27 protein-coding genes are annotated in these 23,885 nt (G+C 62.7%); 22 read left to right on the plus strand and 5 right to left on the minus strand.

Going from position 1 to position 23,885, the window contains the following annotated elements; translation table 11 throughout:
- Positions 1–20: 20 nt before the first annotated feature.
- Positions 21–1,601 (plus strand): murein biosynthesis integral membrane protein MurJ, encoded by a 1,581-nt coding sequence (gene murJ / locus QMO80_RS10945; protein ID WP_283200056.1) that lies wholly within the window; start codon positions 21–23, stop codon positions 1,599–1,601.
- Positions 1,602–1,812: 211 nt separating this feature from the next.
- On the opposite strand, the gene QMO80_RS10950 is transcribed toward murJ, so the two are convergent.
- On the minus strand, positions 1,813–2,241 hold the full coding sequence (locus QMO80_RS10950) for a D-Ala-D-Ala carboxypeptidase family metallohydrolase (RefSeq protein ID WP_283200057.1): 429 nt from the start codon (positions 2,239–2,241) through the stop codon (positions 1,813–1,815).
- A gap of 186 nt (positions 2,242–2,427) precedes the next feature.
- Between QMO80_RS10950 and QMO80_RS10955 the strand changes: the two genes are divergently transcribed.
- The 16 genes from QMO80_RS10955 (at position 2,428) to QMO80_RS11030 (ending at position 16,551) form a co-directional block, all read left to right on the plus strand.
- Positions 2,428–2,826, plus strand: a complete 399-nt coding sequence (locus QMO80_RS10955; RefSeq protein WP_283200058.1) for a VOC family protein — start codon at positions 2,428–2,430, stop codon at positions 2,824–2,826.
- A gap of 191 nt (positions 2,827–3,017) precedes the next feature.
- The gene (gene trpS, locus QMO80_RS10960; protein WP_283200059.1) at positions 3,018–4,082 is read left to right on the plus strand and encodes a tryptophan--tRNA ligase; all 1,065 of its coding nucleotides are present in this window, start codon (positions 3,018–3,020) and stop codon (positions 4,080–4,082) included.
- Between the two features lie 108 nt (positions 4,083–4,190).
- Positions 4,191–4,682 (plus strand): universal stress protein, encoded by a 492-nt coding sequence (locus tag QMO80_RS10965; RefSeq protein WP_003583845.1) that lies wholly within the window; start codon positions 4,191–4,193, stop codon positions 4,680–4,682.
- Positions 4,683–4,787: 105 nt separating this feature from the next.
- Positions 4,788–5,354, plus strand: a complete 567-nt coding sequence (locus QMO80_RS10970) for a NifU family protein (RefSeq protein ID WP_116406922.1) — start codon at positions 4,788–4,790, stop codon at positions 5,352–5,354.
- 87 nt (positions 5,355–5,441) lie between these two features.
- A complete protein-coding gene (gene tsaB / locus QMO80_RS10975; RefSeq protein ID WP_283200060.1) occupies positions 5,442–6,104 on the plus strand; it encodes a tRNA (adenosine(37)-N6)-threonylcarbamoyltransferase complex dimerization subunit type 1 TsaB in 663 nt (220 codons plus the stop codon).
- Positions 6,101–6,601 (plus strand): GNAT family N-acetyltransferase, encoded by a 501-nt coding sequence (locus tag QMO80_RS10980; RefSeq protein WP_283200061.1) that lies wholly within the window; start codon positions 6,101–6,103, stop codon positions 6,599–6,601. Before tsaB ends, QMO80_RS10980 begins: the two co-directional genes overlap by 4 nt.
- 83 nt (positions 6,602–6,684) lie before the next feature.
- On the plus strand, positions 6,685–7,113 hold the full coding sequence (locus QMO80_RS10985; protein WP_049730701.1) for a Fur family transcriptional regulator: 429 nt from the start codon (positions 6,685–6,687) through the stop codon (positions 7,111–7,113).
- A gap of 27 nt (positions 7,114–7,140) precedes the next feature.
- Positions 7,141–7,938, plus strand: a complete 798-nt coding sequence (locus QMO80_RS10990; RefSeq protein ID WP_283200062.1) for a 1-acyl-sn-glycerol-3-phosphate acyltransferase — start codon at positions 7,141–7,143, stop codon at positions 7,936–7,938.
- A 49-nt stretch (positions 7,939–7,987) separates the two neighbouring features.
- Positions 7,988–9,397, plus strand: coding sequence for a tRNA (N6-isopentenyl adenosine(37)-C2)-methylthiotransferase MiaB (gene miaB / locus QMO80_RS10995; protein ID WP_283200063.1), 1,410 nt, complete (start codon positions 7,988–7,990; stop codon positions 9,395–9,397).
- Positions 9,398–9,415: 18 nt separating this feature from the next.
- A complete protein-coding gene (locus QMO80_RS11000; RefSeq protein WP_283200064.1) occupies positions 9,416–10,468 on the plus strand; it encodes a PhoH family protein in 1,053 nt (350 codons plus the stop codon).
- Entirely contained in the window at positions 10,468–10,983 is a 516-nt protein-coding gene (gene ybeY / locus QMO80_RS11005) for an rRNA maturation RNase YbeY (protein ID WP_283200065.1), read from the plus strand. The genes QMO80_RS11000 and ybeY overlap by 1 nt, the downstream gene beginning before the upstream one ends.
- A complete protein-coding gene (locus tag QMO80_RS11010; RefSeq protein WP_283200066.1) occupies positions 10,980–12,125 on the plus strand; it encodes a hemolysin family protein in 1,146 nt (381 codons plus the stop codon). The genes ybeY and QMO80_RS11010 overlap by 4 nt, the downstream gene beginning before the upstream one ends.
- Before the next feature lie 127 nt (positions 12,126–12,252).
- Positions 12,253–13,857, plus strand: a complete 1,605-nt coding sequence (gene lnt / locus QMO80_RS11015; RefSeq protein WP_283200067.1) for an apolipoprotein N-acyltransferase — start codon at positions 12,253–12,255, stop codon at positions 13,855–13,857.
- A 148-nt stretch (positions 13,858–14,005) separates the two neighbouring features.
- A complete protein-coding gene (locus QMO80_RS11020) occupies positions 14,006–14,425 on the plus strand; it encodes a helix-turn-helix domain-containing protein (protein ID WP_064836083.1) in 420 nt (139 codons plus the stop codon).
- A gap of 177 nt (positions 14,426–14,602) precedes the next feature.
- Positions 14,603–15,841 (plus strand): methionine adenosyltransferase, encoded by a 1,239-nt coding sequence (metK, locus tag QMO80_RS11025; RefSeq protein ID WP_283200068.1) that lies wholly within the window; start codon positions 14,603–14,605, stop codon positions 15,839–15,841.
- Positions 15,842–15,849: 8 nt separating this feature from the next.
- Positions 15,850–16,551 (plus strand): tRNA (guanosine(46)-N(7))-methyltransferase TrmB, encoded by a 702-nt coding sequence (locus QMO80_RS11030; RefSeq protein WP_283200069.1) that lies wholly within the window; start codon positions 15,850–15,852, stop codon positions 16,549–16,551.
- 417 nt (positions 16,552–16,968) lie between these two features.
- Here the strand turns inward: QMO80_RS11030 and QMO80_RS11035 are convergent, their stop codons facing one another.
- Positions 16,969–17,226, minus strand: a complete 258-nt coding sequence (locus QMO80_RS11035; RefSeq protein ID WP_003570822.1) for a DUF1150 family protein — start codon at positions 17,224–17,226, stop codon at positions 16,969–16,971.
- A 47-nt stretch (positions 17,227–17,273) separates the two neighbouring features.
- A complete protein-coding gene (locus tag QMO80_RS11040; protein ID WP_003570823.1) occupies positions 17,274–17,699 on the minus strand; it encodes an Hsp20 family protein in 426 nt (141 codons plus the stop codon).
- 238 nt (positions 17,700–17,937) lie between these two features.
- On the opposite strand from QMO80_RS11040, the gene QMO80_RS11045 reads away from it, so the two are divergent.
- The gene (locus QMO80_RS11045) at positions 17,938–18,882 is read left to right on the plus strand and encodes a nucleoside hydrolase (RefSeq protein WP_283200070.1); all 945 of its coding nucleotides are present in this window, start codon (positions 17,938–17,940) and stop codon (positions 18,880–18,882) included.
- Between the two features lie 36 nt (positions 18,883–18,918).
- On the opposite strand, the gene grpE is transcribed toward QMO80_RS11045, so the two are convergent.
- Together grpE and hrcA are read right to left on the minus strand one after the other, a co-directional pair.
- Positions 18,919–19,548, minus strand: a complete 630-nt coding sequence (gene grpE, locus QMO80_RS11050) for a nucleotide exchange factor GrpE (protein ID WP_283200071.1) — start codon at positions 19,546–19,548, stop codon at positions 18,919–18,921.
- A gap of 111 nt (positions 19,549–19,659) precedes the next feature.
- Complete coding sequence (hrcA, locus tag QMO80_RS11055) at positions 19,660–20,748, minus strand: heat-inducible transcriptional repressor HrcA (protein ID WP_283200072.1); 1,089 nt, start codon at positions 20,746–20,748, stop codon at positions 19,660–19,662.
- A 127-nt stretch (positions 20,749–20,875) separates the two neighbouring features.
- On the opposite strand from hrcA, the gene rph reads away from it, so the two are divergent.
- From rph to hemW, 4 genes are read left to right on the plus strand one after another with little or no spacing between them, the layout of a single operon-like run.
- Positions 20,876–21,595, plus strand: coding sequence for a ribonuclease PH (gene rph, locus QMO80_RS11060; protein ID WP_003570827.1), 720 nt, complete (start codon positions 20,876–20,878; stop codon positions 21,593–21,595).
- A complete protein-coding gene (locus tag QMO80_RS11065; protein WP_283200073.1) occupies positions 21,592–22,017 on the plus strand; it encodes a VOC family protein in 426 nt (141 codons plus the stop codon). Before rph ends, QMO80_RS11065 begins: the two co-directional genes overlap by 4 nt.
- On the plus strand, positions 22,018–22,662 hold the full coding sequence (rdgB, locus tag QMO80_RS11070) for an RdgB/HAM1 family non-canonical purine NTP pyrophosphatase (protein ID WP_283200074.1): 645 nt from the start codon (positions 22,018–22,020) through the stop codon (positions 22,660–22,662). It begins immediately after the preceding gene.
- A 9-nt stretch (positions 22,663–22,671) separates the two neighbouring features.
- Positions 22,672–23,874, plus strand: a complete 1,203-nt coding sequence (gene hemW / locus QMO80_RS11075; RefSeq protein ID WP_283200075.1) for a radical SAM family heme chaperone HemW — start codon at positions 22,672–22,674, stop codon at positions 23,872–23,874.
- Positions 23,875–23,885 lie beyond the last annotated feature (11 nt).

Here is a 23,885-nt window from a genome sequence, read left to right on the forward strand (position 1 = left end):
ACACGCATGAGCCTATACGCATGAGCCTCGTCAAGAAATTCGCAACCGTCGGCGGCGCCACCCTCGGCAGCCGCATCTTCGGCTTCGCCCGCGAAACGCTGATGGCCGCCGCACTCGGCACCGGACCGATGGCCGACGTCTTCTATGCCGCCTTCCGTTTTCCGAACCTGTTCCGCCGGCTGTTTGCCGAGGGCGCCTTCAACGCCGCCTTCGTGCCGCTTTTTGCCAAGGAGATCGAGGCGAACGGCACGGAAGGCGCCAAGCGCTTTTCGGAGGAAGTCTTCGGCGTGCTGTTTTCGGTGCTGCTCCTCATCACCATCGTGATGGAGCTGGCCATGCCGCTCCTGGTGCGCTTCGTCATCGCGCCGGGCTTTGCCGACGATCCGGAGAAATTCTCGATCACCATCCGCATGGCGGCGGTGATGTTTCCCTATCTGATGTGCATGTCGCTGACGGCGATGATGAGCGGCATGCTGAACTCGCTGCATCATTTCTTCGCCGCGGCCATCGCGCCGGTTTTCCTCAACGTGGTGATGATCGGGGCGCTGTTTTATGCGCTCTATACCGGTGCGGATCCGCTGGCCACGGCCTGGTATCTCTCCTGGGGCGTGCTTGCCGCCGGCGTGCTGCAGCTCGCCGTCGTCTATATCGGCGTGCTGGCAGCCGGCATGAGCATCGGTTTCCGCTTCCCGAAGATGACGCCGAACGTCAAGCGGCTGCTGATCCTGGCGGTGCCGGCGGCGGTGACCGGCGGCATCACCCAGATCAACCAGCTGATCGGCCAGGCGATCGCCTCCTCGCGCGACGGCGCGATCGCAGCGCTGCAATATGCCGACCGCATCTACCAGCTGCCGCTCGGTGTCGTCGGCGTCGCCGTCGGCGTGGTGCTGCTGCCGGAGCTTGCCCGGGCGCTGAAAGGCGGCAACCTGCGCGAGGCCGGCAACCTGCAGAACCGCTCGATCGAATTCGTGCTGTTCCTGACGATCCCCGCCGCCTTCGCGCTGTGGATCCTCTCCGACGAGATCATCCGCGTGCTCTATGAGCGCGGCGCCTTCCATCAGGAAAACACCGCCGTCGTCGGCTCGATCCTGGCGATCTACGGCATCGGCCTGCCGGCCTTCGTGCTGATCAAGGCGCTGCAGCCGGGCTTCTATGCGCGTGAGGACACCAAGACGCCGATGCGTTTTTCGGCGATCGCGGTTGCCACCAACTGCGCCACGGCACTCACCCTGTTTCCCTATATGGGCGCGCCCGGCATCGCCGTTGCCGAAGCCACTGCCGGCTGGATCAGCACCGTGCTGCTGTTCACCACGCTTCTGCGCCGTGGCCATCTGACATGGGAATGGGCGCTGGCAAAACGCACCGTCCTGCTGATCGTCGCCGCAGCCGTGATGGGCGGCGCCATCATCTTCCTCAAGCAGCAGTTTGCGCCCTGGCTTGCCTCCGGCGCGCCGCTTCTCACCAAGATCGGTACGCTCGGATTGCTGATTGCCATTTCCATGCTGGTCTATTTCGCCGCCGCCTTCCTGATCGGCGGCGCCGATCTCGGCATGATCCGGCGTAACCTGAACCGCAAGCCGGTGCCGGCGAAGGACGGGTGAGGCTAGGGTGATTGCCGAAACCGCCCCTCATCCGCCTGCCGGCACCTTCTCCCCGCAAAAGGGGCGAAGGGGATATAAGGCGACCTCTCCGTCCCTCACCAGCGCCTCGTGGGGCACGTCCCCTCGCCCCGTTTTTACGGGGAGAGGGTTAGGGTGAGGGGCAAATCCGCACAAACCGGACCAACAGACACATAGCCGAGCAGCACTTGCCTTAACAATCCACCCACCGCCGCTGCGGCCCGACATCGACATGGACGATGCCGTTGCAATAGGTGCCGATGCCGCCGATGCCGGGGGCGCTTTTGGCGGCTGCGACGATGGTGCGCTCCGAGAGGCCCGGCATCCTGATATCGGCCGCCAGGCATTTGCCGTGCAGGGACCCATGGCGGCGGGGATGCGACCTGAGGCCGGAGGTGATCATCGGCCGGCGTCCGGTTTTTGCGGCGATATGCGACAGCACCGCCTGAAGACGCGCGGGAAAACAGCCGGTGCGGACACTGACGGTCTGGACGGTGTAGGCTGGGCGTGCCTCCTGCTTGGGAAGATGAATGACCGGCCGTTTGCTGTCTTGACCGACGGCGCTGGTTGCGGATTGTAGGGCGAAAAGGCCTGCCATGGCGAGCAAACTGGCGGTCTGCATGGTTCCTCCTGGCGGTTGACAGGGCGGCCATCGCACGCCCCTGCGCGGTCGAGGATTTTCAGTTCAATAAAAGCTTTTCTGTGAAATTTTATACTCAATTGTGAGTAAGCAGCTTGATCACTTTGGCTTAAAACAACGGAAATCGTCGATGCAAATTGGAATAAACATCTCAACCGGAGATATGACATGACGATCCAGTCGCTTTTCCTCGTCACCCTCGTCGTCGACGACTACGACCGCGCCAAGGCTTTCTACTGCGACGCCCTTGGTTTCGATTGCCTTCAGGACGAGAAACAGCCGGAGGGCAAGCGCTGGGTGGTGGTGAAGCCCAGGGGCGGAGATGGCGCAGCCTTTCTGCTGGCGCAGGCGGCAAACGAGGCGCAGCGGGCGGCGATCGGCAACCAGACCGGCGGCCGTGTCGGCTTCTTCCTGAAGACCGACGATTTCGCCCGCGACCACGCCGCCATGCTTGCAGCCGGCGTGCGCTTTCTCGAAGAGCCGCGGCATGAGGTTTACGGCACGGTCGCGGTGTTTTGCGATCCCTACGGCAACAGCTTCGATCTGATCCAGCATGCCGCGGCCTGAACCCCTTGATTGCGGCCGGTTGCCCGTGCATAAGCCGCGGCGTTAGCAACATGGGCGAACAGCCACTGCTTTACTCCTCAAGTCGGAATCGACTTGAGGAGTAAAGCAGCAATTTAGAATGTTACAGCGTCCTTTGCGCGTCTGAAAGACGCGCGGCGCTGCAGGCCCTCCACCAGCCTATTGAGGACGACATGAGCGAATTCAAGAAACTCGTATTCTCCGGCGTGCAGCCGACCGGCAATCTGCATCTCGGCAACTATCTCGGCGCGATCCGCCGTTTCGTGGCGCTGCAGGAAGGCAATGACTGCATCTATTGCGTCGTCGACATGCATGCGCTCACCGCCCAGCTGGTGCATGAGGACATGCCGAGCCAGACGCGCTCGATCGCCGCCGCCTTCATCGCCGCCGGCATCGATCCGGAAAAACATATCGTCTTCAACCAGTCGGCCGTGCCGCAGCACGCCGAACTTGCCTGGATCTTCAACTGCGTCGCCCGCATCGGCTGGATGAACCGCATGACGCAGTTCAAGGACAAGGCCGGCAAGGACCGCGAGCAGGCCTCGCTCGGCCTTTACGCCTATCCGAGCCTCATGGCCGCCGACATTCTCGTCTATCGCGCCACCCATGTGCCGGTCGGTGAGGACCAGAAGCAGCATCTGGAGCTTGCCCGCGACATCGCGATGAAGTTCAACCTCGATTATGCCGAGCATATCGGCAGGACCGGTTACGGCGTCGACATCACCGTCGGCAACGAGCCGGTGCATGCCTATTTCCCGATGGTCGAGCCGCTGATCGGCGGGCCGGCGCCGCGGGTCATGTCGCTGCGCGACGGCACCAAGAAAATGTCGAAATCCGACCCTTCCGACCTCTCGCGCATCAACCTGATGGACGACGAGGACGCGATCTCGAAGAAGATCCGCAAGGCCAAGACCGATCCGGACGGCTTGCCGAGCGAGGTGGACGGGCTGCAGGGCCGGCCGGAAGCCGACAATCTGGTGGCGATCTATGCGGCGCTCGCCGACAAATCCAAGGCCGAGGTGCTTGGCGAATTCGGCGGCCAGCAGTTCTCCGTCTTCAAGCCGGCGCTGGTCGATCTCGCCATCCATGTGCTGGCGCCGATCACCGGCGAGATGCGCCGGCTGATGGACGATACCAGCCATATCGACGCGATCCTGCGCAAGGGCGGCGAACGCGCCAGGGCCCGCGCCGAGGTGACGATGCGCCAGGTCCGCGACGTCATCGGCTTCCTCTATTGAGGCACATCTCCTCTTCTCCCGGTTGGGGGAGAGGGGAACTTCTCCCGGGGGGAGAAGAGCAAAAACTGAGCTTGCAATTTTTCTGCTTCGGGTGTCAGAGTCCGCGCCATGGTATCGAAGCGACTCTCACGGCTCGAAGGTCATCGCCGCAAATTCATGGCGGTGATCGACGGTACACCCGAATGCCAGCGCGCCGTTCATTATGCCGGCCGGCGCGCGAAGAATTCCAATGGCGGGCTGGTGCTGCTCTACGTCATCCCCGACGGGGATTTCCAGCAATGGCTGGGCGTCGAGGCGATCATGCGGGCCGAGGCGCGCGAGGAGGCCGAGGCGGTCGTTGCCAAGATCGCCCAGATCGTGCGCGAGACGATCGGCATCGAGCCGGAGATCGTCATCCGCGAAGGCGGCGCGGCCGAACAGATCAACGCCGTGATCGAGGACGACCGCGATGTGGCGATCCTCGTTCTGGCCGCTGGGTCGGCGAAGGAGGGCCCGGGACCGCTGGTCTCGTCGATCGCCGGCCGCGCAGCAGCCTTTCCGATCCCGGTCACCGTGCTGCCGGATACGCTGACCAATGAGGAAATCGACGCCCTCTGCTGACAATTTCTTGAGTAAAAATCTCTTGAATGGCGCCGGCAATCGGCTTATCTTCTTTTGAAGAATTCTAAAGACGGCGAAGCCATGGGCAGCCGCATGGAGACCCAGATGTTCATTCAGACCGAAGCCACGCCGAACCCCGCCACGCAGAAGTTCCTGCCGGGCAAGGTGGTGATGGAAAACGGCACGGCCGAGTTCCGCAGCGCCGAGGAAGCCGAAGCTTCGCCGCTTGCCGCCCGCCTGTTCGAAATCCCTGGCGTCACCGGCGTCTATTTCGGCTATGATTTCATTTCCGTCTCCAAGGACGATGCCGAGTGGCAGCATCTTAAGCCGGCTATCTTAGGCTCGATCATGGAGCATTTCATGTCCGGCAAGCCTGTTATGGGCGATGCCTCGATCCTTTCCGAGGACGCCGATGCCGGCGACGAGTTTTTCGACGAAGGCGATGAATCGATCGTGCTGACCATCAAGGAGCTGCTGGAGACCCGCGTGCGGCCGGCCGTTGCCCAGGACGGCGGCGACATCACCTTTCGCGGTTTCAAGGACGGCAAGGTCTATCTGAACATGAAGGGTTCCTGCGCCGGCTGCCCGTCTTCGACGGCGACGCTGAAGCACGGCGTCCAGAACCTGCTGCGCCATTTCGTCCCGGAAGTGCAGGAAGTGATCGCCGCTTAAAAACGTGAATTGGTCCGGCCGTTCATCTCCCGTTCGGCCGGATGAATTTATCATCGGGCGACAATAGATTTTTCGGAAATTGATGGCATGATTGTTCTGGCGCTCGACACGGCAGGTGTAGACTGCGCTGCCGCCGTTTACGACAGCGGCAGGAATACGATGCTGGGGGAGGCATCGGACATGATCGGCAAGGGGCATGCTGAACATCTGATCGGTATCGTCGATCGCGCGCTGGATCAGGCCGATATGACACTCTCCGATATCGACCGGATTGCCGTCACCGTCGGTCCCGGCTCGTTTACCGGCATCCGCGTCGGGGTTGCCGCCGCCCGTGGTTTTGCGCTTTCGCTCAATGTACCCGCCGTCGGCGTCACCACGCTCGAGGTCATGGCATCGGCCCAGCGCGAGAAGACGCCTCATCGCGCCGTGCTGGCCGCGATGGATGCCAAGCGGGACGAAATCTACCTCCAGTCCTTTTCATCGGACGGTTCGCCCCTCGACGCGCCGCGGGCGTTGAGCGTTGCGCAAGCGCAGGCTTTTGCGAGAGGCTTCGACGGCGAGATCACCGGTTCGGCGGCGCCGCTCTTGAAGGCCGACGCCGGCGGCGATCACACCAACAATTTCCCGATCTCTATCGTGGCGCGCCTCGGTGCTGCCGCCTCCTCCGATGCCGGAAAGCCGAAGCCCCTTTATCTGCGCGGACCCGATGCCAAGCCGCAGGCCGGGTATGCGATTGCCCGACGAGTATGACGATGCTGGAAGCCTATCTGACGCTAAAGCCGGAATTCGAGATCATCGCCATGGAGCGCGAGGATTGCCGCGATGTCGCCGTCCTGCACGGCGAGCGCTTCGCCCGGCCCTGGGGCGACGGCGAATTTCACGGGCTGCTGATGCAGGAGACCGTGTTCGGCTTCGTCGCGCGCCAGACCAACGCCATCCTGAAAAAGCCGCTTCCCGGCTTCATCCTGGCCCGCCATGTCGCCGGCGAAGCTGAGATCCTGACGATCGCCGTCCAGGCCAAGGCCGCCCGCGCCGGGCTCGGCTGGCGGCTGATGCAGGCGGCGATGCGGGAAGCGCGCGCCCGCGGCGGCGAGAGCATGTTTCTCGAGGTCGACGACGGCAATACGGCAGCGCTTGGCCTCTATCGCAAGCTCGGCTTCGAAAAGGTCGGGGAACGCAAGGGTTATTACAAGCAGGAAAACGGCGCCCTCTCCACGGCGCTTGTCATGAAGCGCGTTCTTCGGTAGTTCCCTGCCAGAGAGATGACATGCTGATCGGCGCCAAAGCCCTTCGGCATTGTCGCAAGACGAATATCTTTTGAAGGCGGGCCATGTCTGATGTAGCCAAGACCCTTGAGGAGCTTTGCACCGAACGCGGCATGCGCATGACCGAGCAGCGCCGCGTGATCGCGCGCATCCTGGAAGACTCCGAAGACCATCCCGATGTCGAGGAACTCTACCGCCGCTCGGTGAAGGTCGATGCGAAGATCTCGATCTCGACCGTCTACCGCACCGTGAAACTGTTCGAGGATGCCGGCATCATCGCCCGCCACGACTTCCGCGACGGGCGCTCGCGCTACGAAACGGTGCCGGAAGAGCATCACGACCACCTGATCGATCTGAAAACCGGCACGGTCATCGAATTCCGCTCGCCGGAGATCGAGGCGCTGCAGGAGCGCATCGCCCGCGAGCACGGCTTCCAACTCGTCGACCACCGGCTGGAGCTCTACGGCATCCCGCTGAAGAAGGACGATCTCTGAAGCGATGGCCGCCCGGGGGACCAGCCTTTGATCGCCTGGCTGCGCATTGCCTGTGCTGCGGTCGTCATCCTGGCCGTCAGCATCGTGCTCGTACCGCTGCAGCTGCTCGCCCTGCGTTTCGACTGGCGGCTGCGGCGCCGGCTGCCGCGCGTCTGGCACCGCATCGTCTGCTCTTGTCTCGGCATCCGCGTTCGCGTCACCGGCCGGCTGGAAGAGCGCCGGCCGCTGATGCTCTGCTCCAACCATTCCTCCTGGATGGATATCATGGTGATGTCGGCGGTTGCCGACGTCGCCTTCATCGCCAAGATCGAGGTGGCCGAATGGCCGATCTTCGGCACGCTCGCCAAGCTGCAGAAGAGCGTCTTCGTCGTACGCGAGGAGAGGCGCAAGACCGGCCATCAGGCAAACGAGATCGCCGGGCGGATGGCCGATGGCGAAATCGTCGTGCTCTTCCCAGAGGGCACGACCTCGGACGGCAACCGGCTGCTGGAGGTCAAGTCCTCGCTGTTCGGCGCCGCCGCCATGGCCGTGCCCGCTTCGCCCACAGGAACCGTGGTGGTGCAGCCGGTGGCGGTCGCCTATACAAGAGTGCACGGCATCGCCATGGGCCGCTATCACCGGCCGCTCGCCGCCTGGCCGGGGGATATCGAGCTCTTGCCGCACCTGATCGATATCGTAAAATGCGGCGCGATCGACGCCGAGGTTTCCTTCGGCGAGGCGGTGGAATACCGCGCCGACACCAATCGCAAGGAAGTGAGCGCGACCATCGCCTCACGCATCCGCAACCTGTTGAACAGCCGCCTGCGCGGGCGCGACATTGCCTGAAACAAGATTTCGATTTTCTCGGGCGTGAAAAACCACTAAATAGCCCGCCATGACACAGGACAGCGCCCTCCTCCAGGCCCCGGAGCAGACACTCCGCGACGGCTCCAACAGCCGCAAGGTCTTCATCAAGACCTATGGCTGCCAGATGAACGTCTATGATTCCACGCGGATGAGCGATGCGCTCGCCCGCGACGGTTACGAACCGACCGAGGATATGGAAGAGGCCGACCTCGTTCTGCTCAATACCTGCCATATCAGAGAGAAGGCGGCCGAGAAGGTCTATTCGGCGCTTGGCCGGCTGCGCGACATGAAAAAGAGGAAGGCGGCCGACGGCCGGGAGATGATGATCGGCGTTGCCGGCTGCGTCGCCCAGGCCGAAGGCGAGGAGATCCTGCGCCGGGCCCCCGCCGTCGACGTCGTCATCGGCCCGCAGACCTATCACCGTCTGCCGGAAGCCTTGCGCCAGGCCAAGCAGGGGCGCCGCGTCGTCGATACCGAATATGCGATCGAGGACAAGTTCGAGCATCTACCGATCGCCGAGAGCCGGAAGATTCGTGCCCGCGGCGTCACCGCCTTCCTGACGGTGCAGGAGGGCTGCGACAAGTTCTGCACCTTCTGCGTCGTGCCCTATACACGCGGCTCGGAAGTGTCGCGGCCGGTTTCTCAGATCGTCGAGGAAGCCGAAAAGCTGGTCGAGGGCGGCGTGCGCGAGATCACCCTGCTCGGGCAGAACGTCAATGCCTGGCACGGCGCCGGGTCGCGGGGCGAGGCATGGAGCCTCGGCGACCTGCTCTACCGGCTTGCCGAGATCCCCGGCCTTGCGCGGCTGCGCTACACCACCAGCCATCCGCGCGACATGGACGACCGGCTGATCGACGCCCACCGCGATCTCCGGGCGCTGATGCCCTATCTGCACCTGCCGGTGCAATCGGGCTCCGACCGTATCCTCAAAGCGATGAACCGGCGCCACACGGCGGCCGAATATCTCTCGCTGATCGAACGCATCCGCACGGTGCGGCCCGATATCGCCCTGTCCGGCGATTTCATTACCGGCTTTCCGGGGGAGACAGACGAAGATTTTGAGGATACATTAGAACTTGTGAAGAAGGTGCGCTATGCGCAGGCCTTCTCGTTCAAATACTCGACACGGCCGGGCACCCCCGGCGCGGAACTGAAGGACCAGGTGCCGGAAGAGATCAAGGCAGAACGGCTGGAACGCCTGCAAGCGCTTCTCGTGAAGCAGCAGCAGGAATTTGCCGAATCCTGCATCGGCAAGGAGATCGACCTGTTGCTGGAAAAGCCCGGTCGCATGCCGGAACAGCTGATCGGCCGTTCTCCCTGGCTTCAATCCGTGAATGTTGATGCAAAAGCATCGCAAATCGGTGACATTATTAAAGTGCGAATCACCGGAACCGGAAACAACAGCCTGTTTGCCGAACGTGCAGAGGCTGCGGTTTAACCCAAGGAGCCCGACCGCTTGAACGGACAAGAATTGGTTTCTTCTTCACCGCGCCACCCCCGCACGCCGAGCGACACCAATCACTTCGTCCTGACGTTCGAGAACAACCGCTTCGCCAGCGAGCTCTTCGGTCAATTCGACCAGAACCTCAAGCTGCTCGAGGAACGGCTCAACATCGATGCGCGGGCCCGCGGCAATTCGGTCGTCATTACAGGCGATGTCGTGACCACCAACCAGGCGCGGCGCACCCTCGATTATCTCTATGAAAAGCTTCAGAAAGGCGGCAGCGTGGAACGATCCGACGTCGAGGGCGCAATCCGCATGGCGGTCGCCGCCGACGACCAGCTCAGCCTTCCCACCATGGAGCGCAAGGCCAAGCTGACGATGGCGCAGGTTTCCACCCGCAAGAAGACGATCATCGCCCGCACGCCGACCCAGGACGCCTATATAAGGGCGCTTGAGCGTGCCGAGCTGGTCTTCGGTGTCGGCCCGGCCGGCACCGGCAAGACCTATCTCGCCGTCGCCCATGCCGCCCAGCTGCTGGAGCGCGGCGCGGTCGAAAAGATCATCCTGTCGCGCCCGGCCGTCGAAGCCGGCGAACGCCTCGGCTTCCTGCCCGGCGACATGAAGGAAAAGGTCGACCCCTATCTTCGCCCGCTCTATGACGCCCTCTACGACATGATCCCCGCCGACAAGGTCGACCGGGCGATCACCGCCGGCGTCATCGAAATCGCGCCGCTCGCCTTCATGCGCGGCCGCACGCTTGCCAACGCCGCCATCATCCTCGACGAGGCGCAGAACACGACGTCGATGCAGATGAAGATGTTCCTGACGCGTCTCGGCGAAAACGCGCGCATGATCGTGACCGGCGACCCGAGCCAGATCGACCTGCCGCGCGGCGTCAAATCCGGCCTCGTCGAGGCCCTGCAACTGCTGAACGGCGTCGAGGGCATCTCGATCGTGCGCTTCAAGGATACCGACGTCGTCCGCCATCCGCTGGTCGGGCGCATCGTCAGGGCCTATGATTCCACCTATGCCGCCGAAGCCGAAGCGGTCAGCCGGCAGGACTGATGGCAGACCTCGACATCCAGATCAGCGTCGACGACATCGGCTGGCCGGGCGAGGAGACCCTGCTGTCCTTTTGCGAGCGCGTGCTCGGCGCAGCCGTGGTCTATCTCCGCGACAGCGAGAAGCAGCCCTTCCCGGCCATGCCGCCCGAGGTGTCGCTTGTCTTCACCGACGACGCCTCGATCCAGGACATCAACGCCGAATGGCGCGGCAAGGACAAGGCGACAAACGTGCTTTCCTTTCCGGCCTTTCCGGTTCAGCCCGGCAAGATGCCCGGTCCGATGCTCGGCGACATCATCATCGCCCGGGAGACGGTGGAGCGGGAAACCGAGGAGCTCGAAAAGAGTTTCGACGACCATTTGACCCATCTTCTGGTGCACGGTTTCTTGCATCTTCTCGGCTACGACCATATGAATAGTGCCGAAGCCGAAATTATGGAGGGGCTGGAGACTCGCATTTTGGCGCAGCTCGGCCTATCTGATCCCTACGAGGGTCAAGACCTTAAAATGGAACCATGAGCGACTTTACGACGAAGCCGGCGGCAGACGCCAAGGACTCCGAGCCATCCTCCTCTTCCGAGGAGGCGGGCAGTAGTAGTCGGCCATCCGGCCGATCCCAATCCTTCTGGTCGCGCGCCGCGCGCATCCTTCGCCCGCAGCAGGGTTCTCGGCTGCGCGAGGATCTTGCCGATGCGCTGATGACCGATGCGGCCGGCGACGACGCCTTTTCGCCCGACGAACGGGCAATGCTGCACAACATCCTGCGCTTTCGCGAGGTGCGCGTCGCCGACGTCATGGTGCCCCGCGCCGATATCGAGGCGGTCGACCAGAACATCACCATCGGCGAGCTGATGATCCTGTTCGAGGAATCCGGCCGTTCGCGCATGCCGGTCTATGCCGATACGCTCGACGATCCGCGCGGCATGGTGCATATCCGCGACCTGCTCTCCTATGTCGCCAAGCAGGCGCGCAACAAACGCCGCGGCCCGGCGAAACCGGCCGTTGCCCTGCCGGCGATCGAGGTTGCACCCGAAAACATCCAGAAGCCGACGCGTTCGGCCAAGCCGAATCTGGATCTCGCCCGCGTCGACTTGCAGAAGACGCTGACGGAAGCCGGCATCATCCGCAAGATCCTGTTCGTGCCGCCGTCGATGCTGGCCTCCGACCTGCTTCGCCGCATGCAGGTCAACCGCACACAGATGGCGCTGGTGATCGACGAATATGGCGGCACCGACGGGCTCGCCTCGCATGAGGATATCGTCGAAATGGTAGTCGGCGATATCGACGACGAACATGACGACGAAGAGGTAATGTTCAAGCGGGTCGCCGAAGACGTCTTCATCGCCGACGCCCGCGTCGAACTGGAAGAGATCGCCGCGGCGATCGGGCCGGATTTCGACATCAGCGAGCAGGTCGACGAGGTCGATACGCTCGGCGGCCTGATCTTCTCCGCGCTCGGCCGCATTCCGGTGCGCGGCGAGGTCGTTCAGGCGCTGCCCGGTTTCGAATTCCACATCCTCGACGCCGATCCGCGCCGCATCAAGCGGCTGCGCATCACCCGCAAGCGCCATGCGATCCGCCGCCGCGCCAAGGTGGATGGCGATATCCCGCCCGGCTCCGACACCGGCGACGACCGGCCGGCGGAATCGACCGCCAACTAAAGCTGTTTGTTTTAAGCATATCGCCCGGAACCGCTGTGCGGTTCCGGGCGATATGCATTAACGGGACAAAGAGCCGCTTTTTTGAAAGACTGCGAACGGGTTGATTCGCGGTTTGATGGGAGTGGGCATGGAGCGGCTTGCGGACAGGGTTATCCTCGTCTGGGGTTTCAAACGGTCGCTGCTGGCCATCGCTGCCGGAGCATTCGGCGTGCTGGCGCTGCCGCCCTTCGGCTTTTTCGCGGCGATGTTCGTCTCCTTCCCGCTGCTCGTCTGGCTGATCGACGGGGCGGCGGCTTCGCCTGAAAGCGGCCTCGCCGGCCGGCTGTGGCCGGCCTTTGCCACCGGCTGGCTGTTCGGCTTCGGCTATTTCGTCGCCGGTCTCTGGTGGCTCGGCCATGCGCTGCTGGTCGATCAGGAGGAATTCGCCTGGGCGCTGCCGCTCGCCATTCTCGGGCTGCCGGCCTGTCTGGCGATTTTCTACGGGCTGGCGGCGGCCCTTGCCCGCATCTTCTGGTCCGACGGCATGGGACGGATCGCCGCACTTGCGGCCAGCTTCGGGCTGATGGAATGGCTGCGAAGCGTTGTTCTCACCGGCTTTCCCTGGAACGCCATCGGCTACGGCATGATGCCGGTTCCGCTGATGATGCAGTCGGCGCATGTGATCGGGGCGATGGGGGTGACGGCGCTTGCCGTCTTCATCTTCTCCGCGCCTGCCCTTGCCGGCACCCGGCAAGGCGCGCGGGCGGGTCTCGCGCTCGCCGCCCTGCTGTTTGCCGCCCATCTCGGTTACGGCGCTTATGCGCTCCATCTCGCGCCGCGGGCGGCCGCCTTGCCTGAAGATAAGCGGCCGGTGGTGCGGCTGGTGCAGCCTGATATCGACCAGGCGGCGAAGATGGACAATGACGCCGACCGCAATGCGATCTTCGAGACGCATCTGAAGCTGTCGGCCGAAACGCCGAAAAACGGCGGGCGCAAGCCCGACATCATCGTCTGGCCGGAAACCTCGATCCCCTTCATCCTGACCGACAACCAGGATGCGCTGACGCGGATCGCCGATACGCTCGACGACAACCAGATCCTGATCGCCGGCGCGGTGCGCGCCGAGGAGATGGGGCCGGGCACACCGGCGCGCTACTATAATTCCATCTATGTCATCGATGGACGCGGTCAGATCATCGCCGCCTCCGACAAGGTGCATCTGGTGCCTTTCGGCGAATACCTGCCCTTCGAGGATCTGCTCACCGAATTCGGCATCCAGAACGTCGTCGAGATGCCGGGAGGGTTTTCAGCGGCGGCGAGCCGGCACTTGCTGGCGCTGCCCGGCGGGCTCAATCTCTATCCGCTGATCTGCTATGAGATCATCTTCCCCGACGAAATGACCGGCGACATCAAGGACGCCAATGCGATCCTCAATATCACCAATGATGCCTGGTTCGGGGCAACGCCCGGCCCCTATCAGCACTTCCAGCAGGCGCGGGTGCGGGCTGTTGAAACCGGGCTGCCGCTGATTCGCGACGCCAATAGCGGTATTTCAGCAATTGTGAATGCACGAGGGGAAATTGTTGCCGGCCTCGATCTCGAACAAACCGGCTATATTGATGCAACTCTTGATAGGCCAGGCGTAGAAGCCGGAACGACATTCCCCCGGCAAACATACTTCTGGTTGACCGAGGCCCTGCTCATTTTGATTGCGCTGGTTTCTCGTAGAGGTTTTATTTCCGGGTTGAATTGACCAAAAACCCCTAAAATTGCATAGTGATGACAATCGGCGTTCCGAACGTATGTTCAAGGGCGGGTTCTCACCGCTTGCAACGTGGCGTTTGGGATGGATCAGGGGCATGCCGGTTAAACAGGTTGAAATTCTTAGCTAGGGCACGACCATGATTGAAAACAAAAAGAAGCCGAATCCGATCGACATCCATGTTGGCAGCCGTATTCGCCTTCGCCGAACAATGCTGGGCATGAGCCAGGAAAAACTCGGCGAAAGCCTCGGCATCACATTCCAGCAGATCCAGAAATACGAAAAGGGCACCAACCGCGTCGGCGCAAGCCGCCTGCAGAACATTTCGAACATTCTCAATGTTCCGGTTTCCTTTTTCTTCGAGGACGCGCCCGGCGAACATTCCGGCGCCGGCGGCGGCATGGCCGAAGCCTCCAGCTCGAATTACGTCGTCGATTTCCTCTCCTCTTCCGAAGGCCTGCAGCTCAACCGCGCCTTCGTCAAGATTTCCGATCCGAAGGTTCGCCGCAAGGTCGTGGAGCTGGTGAAGGCTCTGGCAGCCGAGGCCGACTCCGACTGAGCCACACCCATCGCAGAATCCGAAAGGCGGTCGGAAGGCCGCTTTTTTGCGTTTTTAGGGCAAAATTTGTCACTTTGCCGCAGATATAAAGATATATTTATGTCCTTCTGCGCTTGTCATCGGGCCTCGAACTGAGTACCTACTAGCGAGCTTTTGTTCTTTGAGGGGAATCCCGGAATGCGCGCGAATTATCTCTTTACCAGCGAATCTGTTGCCGAAGGTCACCCTGACAAGGTCTGTGACCGCATCTCCGACGAGATCGTCGATCTGGTCTACCGCGAAGCGGCCAAGACCGGCGTCAATCCGTGGGGCGTGCGCATTGCCTGCGAAACGCTGGCGACCACCAACCGCGTCGTCATCGCCGGCGAAGTCCGCCTGCCCCCGAGCCTGATGAAGAAGGACAAGGACGGCAAGGACGTCATCAATCCTTCGAAGTTCAAGGCCGCCGCCCGCCGCGCCATCAAGGATATCGGCTATGAGCAGGACGGCTTCCACTGGAAGAAGGCCAAGATCGACGTGCTCCTGCACTCGCAGTCGGCCGACATTGCACAGGGCGTCGACAGCGCCGCCGACCAGCAGGGCGACGAGGGCGCCGGCGACCAGGGCATCATGTTCGGTTACGCCTGCAAGGAAACGCCGGATCTGATGCCGGCGCCGATCTATTATTCCCACAAGATCCTGCAGCTGCTCGCAGTTGCCCGCAAGAAGGGCGACGGCGAAGTCGCCAAGCTCGGCCCCGACGCCAAGAGCCAGGTGACCGTGCGCTACGTCGACGGCAAGCCGTCGGAAGCGACTTCGATCGTGCTTTCGACCCAGCATCTCGACGATAGCTGGGATTCGAAGAAGGTCCGCGCCGTCGTCGAGCCCTATATCCGCGAAGCGCTCGGCGAACTGAAGATCGCCGACGATTGCAAGTGGTACATCAACCCGACCGGCAAGTTCGTCATCGGCGGACCGGACGGCGATGCGGGCCTCACCGGCCGCAAGATCATCGTCGACACCTACGGCGGTGCCGCTCCGCATGGCGGCGGCGCATTCTCCGGCAAGGACACGACGAAGGTCGACCGTTCGGCCGCCTATGCCGCCCGCTATCTGGCCAAGAACGTCGTTGCCGCCGGCCTTGCCGACCGTTGCACGATCCAGATCTCCTATGCGATCGGCGTCGCCCAGCCGCTGTCGATCTATGTCGACCTGCATGGCACCGGCAAGGTCAGCGAAGATCAGGTCGAAGCGGCGATCCGCAAGAACATGGACCTGTCTCCGTCGGGCATCCGCCGCCATCTCGACCTCAACAAGCCGATCTACGCCAAGACCTCCGCCTACGGCCATTTCGGCCGCAAGGCCGGCCGTGACGGCTCGTTCTCCTGGGAGCGCACCGATCTGGTGAAGGCGCTCAAGGAAAGCCTGAAGGCCTGAGATAAAGCATGACGGATATGGAACGCCGCGGCCGGGCGACCGAAGCCTTTTTCGGTCGCCGCAAGGGCAAGGCCCTGCGTGAACACCAGGCCGAGACGCTGAACAGTCTGCTGCCGGCATTCCTTATCGATCTCTCAGCGGCTCCACCGGAGCCGCTGACATCTCTCTTTCCAGTTCCTGTCGAGAGATTGCGGCTGGAAATCGGTTTCGGCGGCGGCGAACATCTGATCCACCGCGCCCTGGAGAGACCGTCCACCGGCTTTATCGGCGTCGAACCTTTCGTCAATTCGATGCAGAAGCTGCTGTCGCGCATCGGCGAGACGGGGGCGCGCAATATCCGCGTCTATAATGACGACGCGACGCAGCTGCTCGACTGGCTGCCGGACGCGTCGCTCGACCAGATCGACCTGCTCTATCCCGACCCCTGGCCGAAGCGGAAGCACTGGAAACGGCGCTTCGTCTCGAAGACCAATCTCGACCGCTTCCACCGCGTGCTGAAACCCGGCGGCCGGTTCTGCTTCGCCTCCGATATCGACACCTATGTCAACTGGACGCTCATCAAATGCCGCGACCACGGCGGCTTCGACTGGATGGCCGACAATGCGGCGGATTGGCTGACGCCCTATGAGGGCTGGCCGAGCACGCGCTACGAGGCCAAGGCGCGCCGTGAAGGCCGGTCCTCGGCCTATCTGACGTTTAGGAAAGTCTGAGTTTTAGGGAACGTCGGTGAACGCAACGCAATGTTCGTCGGCGCGAACCGGAAGCAGTTAAAGGGCGTGCCGTGCGGCCCCCTCATCCGACCCTGCGGGCCACCTTCTCCCCGCTGGGGAGAAGAGGGAGCAAGGTGCGCCGACACAGCCCAAATGAACCCACCTGCTCAAAGGCACTCCGTTCAATAGGATCGATGCCGAAACGGCATTCTCCCCTCTTCTCCCCAGCGGGGAGAAGGCGGCCCGCAGGGTCGGATGAGGGGCTCCACGGCACAGCGTCAACGACGATCAGTTAGTCCCAAAGCAGCATCGCTGCCGTAGCCCTGAAGGCGCCACATCAGCCGCGAGCGCAGCCAAATCGAATAGAATGACCACGCACCGCAACAGCGGCGAAACGCGGCAGGCGCTGTCTGACGGTCAGTGCAGGCTGACCGTCTTCAGTTCATCTTCGGCAGCCTTGAAGAAGGTGCTGGAGCGGTTGTCCGTCAAGAGGATCGGCGTGCCGTCGGCGCCGAAGAGTGCCCAGAGATCGACGTTCGGATCGATATCCGGGGCCTCGGGAAAGCACTTGGCGACCTCTTCGGTGCGCATTTTTCTGATATAGGCGACCTCGCCGCTGCCGATGTGGGCAAGCTCGGATTTGGTCAAGTGAGACGTGGCTTCTTTCATCAACATTCCTGTTCCTCCGGAAGAAGGGACCAACGGTTCGACAAACCGTTGTGCTACTGTGAGACCGAAATGTTAATTTTCTTGACCATGCGCGCCGGCTCGGGTCGAATTAGATCGACGGAGAGCAGACCGTTCTTCAGACCGGCGCCGAGCACCTGCATGCCGTCGGCAAGAACGAAGGTGCGCTGGAACTGGCGGGCGGCGATGCCGCGATAGAGATAGTCCCGTTCTCCCTGCTCGACCTGGCGGCCGCGAATCAGAAGCTGGTTCTCCTCGATGGAAACATCGAGTTCCTCCTCGCCGAAGCCGGCGACAGCGAGCGTGATGCGCAGACGTTCCGGCGCGCCGCTATCGGCGCCGATGCGTTCGATATTGTAAGGCGGATATCCGTCGCTCGCCTTGGAAATGCGCTCCAGCGTCTTTTCCATGGCATCGAAGCCCAGAAGCAGCGGGCTGGCGAAAGGGGTAATGCGGCTCATCTCTTTTCAAGTCCTTGATGCAAGCGACCATCCCGGACCTTAAGGGCAGCATCCGGATGCCGCTAATATGGGGACAGCACCCCGGCGCTGCAAGACGCGGGCGACGTCTCGGCGCCACCCCGCAATTTTAAGGTGGCGGCCGGGGGCTGCTTGACAAAGCGCCTGCTGCCTCGCATCAAAACGTGCCGGCGCGCAATGTGCCGATTTGCGACGAGAAATGAAGAAAACGGTGCATCGGATGGCAAGCGCAAGAAAGATCATCATCGACACGGATCCCGGCCAGGACGACGCGGCCGCCATCATGCTGGCCTTCGGCAGCCCCGACGAGCTGGAGGTTCTGGGGATCACCACGGTCGCCGGCAATGTGCCGCTTGCGCTGACCAGCCGCAATGCCCGCATCGTCTGCGAGCTCTGCGGCCGGACGGAGACGAAGGTTTTCGCCGGCGCCGACGCGCCGATCGCCCGCAAGCTGGTGACTGCCGAACATGTGCACGGCAAGACCGGTCTCGACGGTCCTGAGCTCAGCGAGCCGACGATGGCGCTGCAGCAAGGCCATGCCGTCGATTTCATCATCGAGACGCTGCGGCGCGAGGGCGAAGGCACCGTGACGCTCTGCACGCTCGGGCCGCTGACCAATATCGGCCTGGCCCTGCAGAAGGCGCCCGATATTGCCCCGCGCATCCGCGAACTGGTGATGATGGGCGGCGGCTTTTTCGAAGGCGGCAACATCACGCCGGCTGCCGAATTCAATATCTATGTCGACCCCGAGGCCGCCGATATCGTCTTCCGCTCAGGCGTGCCGATCGTGATGATGCCGCTTGACGTGACGCACCAATTGCTGACCCGCAAGGACCGGGTGAAGCGCATGGCCGAGATCGGCACCGCGCCGGCAAAGGCGATGGTCGAGATGCTGGAATTTTTCGAGCGCTTCGATATCGAGAAATACGGCTCGGACGGCGGGCCGCTGCATGACCCGACAGTCGTCGCCTACCTGCTGAAGCCGGAGCTTTTCGAAGGCCGGGACTGCAATGTCGAGATCGAGGTCCGGTCCGAACTCACCGTCGGCATGACTGTTGTCGACTGGTGGCATGTCACCGAGCGCCCGCGCAATGCGAAAGTCATGCGCCAGGTCGATGCGGACGGTTTCTTCGATCTTTTGATCGAACGCTTCGCCCGCATCTGATTTCAGCATCCTTCTCCATGGGGGAGAAGGAGCGGTTCAGGCGTCTTTCTCGTCGAAGACCGAATTGGTTTCGGCTTCGGCCTTCGGGCCGCCCTTGGCGACGCCGACCATGGCCGGGCGCAGCACGCGCTCGCCGATGGAAAAACCTGCCTGCACGACCTGGACGACCGTGTTGTTCGGCACATCAGGGTTCGGCACTTCGAACATCGCCTGATGGAAATTCGGATCGAACTTCTGGCCGACCGGTTCCAGTTTGCGAACGCCGTGACGCTCGAGCGCCGAGAGCATGGCGCGCTCGGTCATCTCCACACCCTCGATCAGCGTCGTCAGGCCGGCATCGGCCGCATCCTTGGCCTCCGGAGAGATGGCATCCAGCGCCCGGCGCAGATTGTCCGAGACGGCGAGCATGTCACGCGCAAAACCGGCGACGGAATAGGACTTGGCGTCCTTGACCTCACGCTCGGTGCGGCGGCGCAGATTGTCCATTTCGGCGGCAAGGCGCAGATAGCGGTCGCGCAGCTCGCTGTTTTCGGCTTTCAGAAGCTCGAGCGGGTCTGGCTGGGCGGTCTCTTCCTGCACGGTATCATTCTCGACGTAGGCGGCAGCGTCGGCTGCGGCATCGGCCGCAGTTGCGTCAGGTCCGTTTTTCGTCGTGTCATCGGTCATGACGGTCTCCGGTTGGTGTCTTCAGATGCGCCCGATATCGAGGTTTGACCGAAAAAAATCAAGTCTGCGTGACAAAGAAGCGAAAATTCCGCGGTCTTCGTCAAAGTGGCGTCAATGCGGATTGCGCGAAAGCCGGGAGACGAGCTGGGCGGTGTAATCAACCATCGGCACGATGCGGGAATAATTGAGCCGCGTCGGGCCGATGACGCCGACGGCGCCGACGATTCGATCGTCATCGTCACGATAGGGCGCGACGATGAGCGACGAGCCGGACAGCGAGAAGAGCTTGTTTTCCGAGCCGATGAAAATGCGCACGCCCGAACCGGTTTCGGCGAGGTTGAGGATCTCGATCAGGCTGTCCTTCTTTTCGAGATCGTCGAACAGCAGGCGCAGCCGGTCGAGATCCTCGGCGCCGGCAAGGCCTTCGAGCAGGTTGGCGCGGCCGCGGATGATCAGCTGCGCCGGCTTGCCCTCGTCCGGGCTGCCGGCCCAGACGGCGATGCCGCGCTCGACGAGATCACGCGATAGGGCGTCGAGCTCGTGACGGACATCATCCTTCAGCTGGCTTAGTTGTTTGCGCAGCTCCGGCAGGGTCTGGCCGGACATGTGGGCATTGAGAAAATTCGCCGCCTCGGTCAGCTGCGAGGAGGTGACGCCCGCCGGCAGTTCGATGATGCGGTTTTCCACCTGATCGTGATCGCCGACGAGCACGGCCAGCGCCTTTGTCGGCTCCAGCCGGATGAACTCGACATGTTTGAGCACCGGATCGCTTTTCGAGGTTATGACCAGGCCGGCGCCGCGCGAAATGCCCGACAGCATGCGGCTGGCCTCGTTCATCATCGATTCCACCGGATTGCCGCCGCTTTCGGCCCGCACCTGGCGGTCGATGCTGGCGCGATCCTCGGCCGAGAGGTCGCCGACCTGCATGAAGGCATCGACGAAGAAGCGCAAGCCGATCTGGGTCGGCAGCCGGCCGGCGCTGATATGCGGCGAATAGATCAGGCCGAGATCTTCGAGATCGCTCATGACGTTGCGCACCGAGGCCGGCGACAGCGACATCGGCAGCAGCCGGGACAGGTTGCGCGAACCGAGCGGCTCGCCGCTCTCCAGATAGCCTTCGACGATACGGCGAAAAATTTCCCTGGAGCGCTCGTCCAGCGCAGCAACGGCATCCGAAACCGATGTCGACCTGATGCCCATGAAGCTTACGAACCCGCGCTGATGATACTTCCCGAAAAGTAAGTCAAACTCGCAGCCGTGGCAAAAGGGAATTTGCAAATGGGCGCCGCCAATCGTAGAAGCGGTCAACAAACCCCAGGAGATAAGAATGCGGCCTTCAGGCAGAAAAATCGACCAGATGCGCAAGGTCTCGTTCGAGCGCAATTTTTCCAAGCATGCGGAAGGCTCCTGCCTGGTGAAATTCGGCGATACGCATGTGCTCTGCACGGCCAGCCTCGAAGAAAAGACGCCGCCATGGCTGCGCAATACCGGCAAGGGCTGGGTCACGGCCGAATACGGCATGCTGCCGCGGGCGACCGGCGAGCGCATGAAGCGTGAGGCGGCCGCCGGCAAGCAGGGCGGCCGCACCCAGGAGATCCAGCGGCTGATCGGCCGGTCGCTGCGCGCCGTCGTCGACCTGCAGGCGCTCGGCGAACGGCAGATCACCCTTGATTGCGATGTCATCCAGGCCGATGGCGGCACGCGGACCGCGTCGATCACCGGCGGCTGGATCGCGCTTTACGACTGCCTGAAATGGATGGAAAGCCGCAACATGATCAAGGTCGACCGGGTCCTGAAGGATCATGTCGCCGCCATTTCCTGCGGTGTTTTCGCCAGCCAACCGGTGATCGACCTCGATTATCTCGAGGATTCCTCGGCCGAGACCGACGCCAATTTCGTCATGACCGGTGCCGGCGGCATCGTCGAGATCCAGGGCACGGCCGAAGGCACGCCGTTTTCCGAAGAGGAATTCACCTCGCTGATGGGTCTTGCCAAGAACGGCATCGGCGAACTCGTCGCCCTGCAGAAACAGGCAATTGCGGGATGAACCCCATGCTGGAAGGCATGTTGGAAACGGCGCTCTATGCGCGCGATCTCGATGAGGCCGAGGCGTTCTACGAGAGCGTTCTCGGGCTCGAAAAGATCACCCGCGCCGCCAACCGGCATGTCTTCTTCCGCTGCGGCCCCGGCGTTCTGTTGATCTTCAATCCCGAGGAAACGGTCAAACCGCCGGCGCCAGGCGCCCTGCAGGTGCCGCCGCACGGCACATCAGGAGCGGGCCATGCCTGCTTCAGGGTCTCCGGCCGCAATATCGATGCGATGGCCGAGCGGCTGAGAGCGGCCGGCGTGGCGATCGAATCCGAGGTGCATTGGCCGAATGGCGGCCGCTCGATCTATTTCCGCGACCCTGAGGGTAACAGCCTGGAATGCGCGGAGGCTAAAATCTGGGGCATCGAACAGGATATCTGAATGCGCAAGCTCGAAACGAAGACCATCGTCGTCGCCAGCCACAATGCCGGCAAGATCCGCGAGATCCAGGAATTGATCGGGCCGCTCGGCTTCACCGCCAAATCGGCCGCCGAGCTGAACTTCGTCGAGCCCGACGAAACCGGCACGAGCTTTGAGGAGAATGCGACGATCAAGGCGATAGCCTCCGCCAAATCAGCCGGCATGCCGGCGCTTTCGGACGATTCCGGACTGGTGGTCGACGCGCTTGACGGCGATCCCGGCGTCTACACCGCCAATTGGGCAGAGACATCGGACGGCACGCGCGATTTCGACATGGCGATGGCGAAGGTGGAAAAGGCGCTGCAGGATGCCGGCGCGACCAAGCCTGACCAGCGCACCGCGCGTTTCGTCAGCGTGCTCTGCCTCGCCTGGCCGGACGGCCATACCGAGCTCTTCCGCGGCGAAGTGGAAGGCAATGTGGTCTGGCCGCCGCGCGGCACCCAGGGCTTCGGCTATGATCCGGTCTTCCAGCCCGAGGGTTACGGCGTCACCTTCGGCGAGATGAGCGGCGAGGAAAAACACGGCTGGAACATCGGCAAGCCGCAGGCGCTGTCGCACCGGGCCCGCGCCTTCAAACTCTTTGTCGAAACCTGCCTGGAGGCATAAGGTCGCCACGTGGACAATTTCGACACGCCAAGCCCCTCGCGCGACGCGGCGCTGCTGCCCGATACCGGCGAGCCCGGCTTCGGCGTCTATGTCCATTGGCCCTTCTGCGCGGCGAAGTGTCCCTATTGCGATTTCAACAGCCATGTGCGCCACCAGCCGGTGGATCAGGAACGCTTTACGGCAGCCTTCCTGAAGGAGATGGCGGCGATCCGGGCGATGAGCGGGCCGAAGACGGTGACGAGCATCTTCCTCGGCGGCGGCACGCCCTCGCTGATGAAGCCGGAAACGGTGTCTTCAATTCTCGACGGCATTGCGCGGCACTGGCACGTGCCCGATGGTATCGAGATCACCATGGAGGCCAATCCTTCGAGCGTCGAGGCCGAGCGCTTCCGCGGCTACCGGGCGGCCGGCGTCAACCGCGTGTCGCTCGGCGTGCAGGCGTTGAACGACCGGGATCTGAAATTCCTCGGCCGGCTGCATGATGTCGCCGACGCGCTGAAGGCGATCCGGCTGGCGCGTGACATTTTTCCACGCATGTCCTTCGATCTCATCTATGCCCGGCCGGACCAGACGGTCGAGGAATGGGAAAAGGAGCTTAAGGAGGCGATCTCCTACGCGGTCGACCATCTTTCGCTCTATCAGCTGACAATCGAGGAAGGCACGCCCTTCTACGGCCTGCACAAATCAGGCAAGCTGATCGTGCCGGATGGCGAGCAATCGGCCGTGCTCTACGAGGCGACGCAGGAGATCACCGCGCGCGAGGGCATGCCCGCCTATGAGGTTTCCAACCATGCCCGGCCGGGTGCGGAAAGCCGGCATAACCTGACCTACTGGCGTTACGGCGATTATGCCGGCATCGGCCCCGGCGCGCATGGCCGGCTGACGCGCGGCCCGGAGAAGATCGCGACGGCGACCGAGCGCAAGCCGGAAGCCTGGCTCGATATGGTCGAGCGCGACGGCCATGGCATTCTCGACGAGGAGCGGCTCGGCTACGAGGAACAGTCCGACGAATTGCTGCTGATGGGACTGCGGCTCCGGGAAGGCGTCGATCTTGCCCGCTGGCAGCAGCTTTCCGGCCGCGAGCTCGACCCGAAGCGCGAAGAATTCCTGCTCGAACACAAATTCATCGAGCGGATCGGCAATTCGCGCCTGCGCTGCACGCCCTCCGGCATGCTGATCCTCGATTCCGTCGTCGCCGACCTCGCCTGCTGACATCAGGACAA

Origin of the sequence: Rhizobium sp. BT03 (assembly GCF_030053155.1) — a bacterium.
Lineage (GTDB): Bacteria > Pseudomonadota > Alphaproteobacteria > Rhizobiales > Rhizobiaceae > Rhizobium.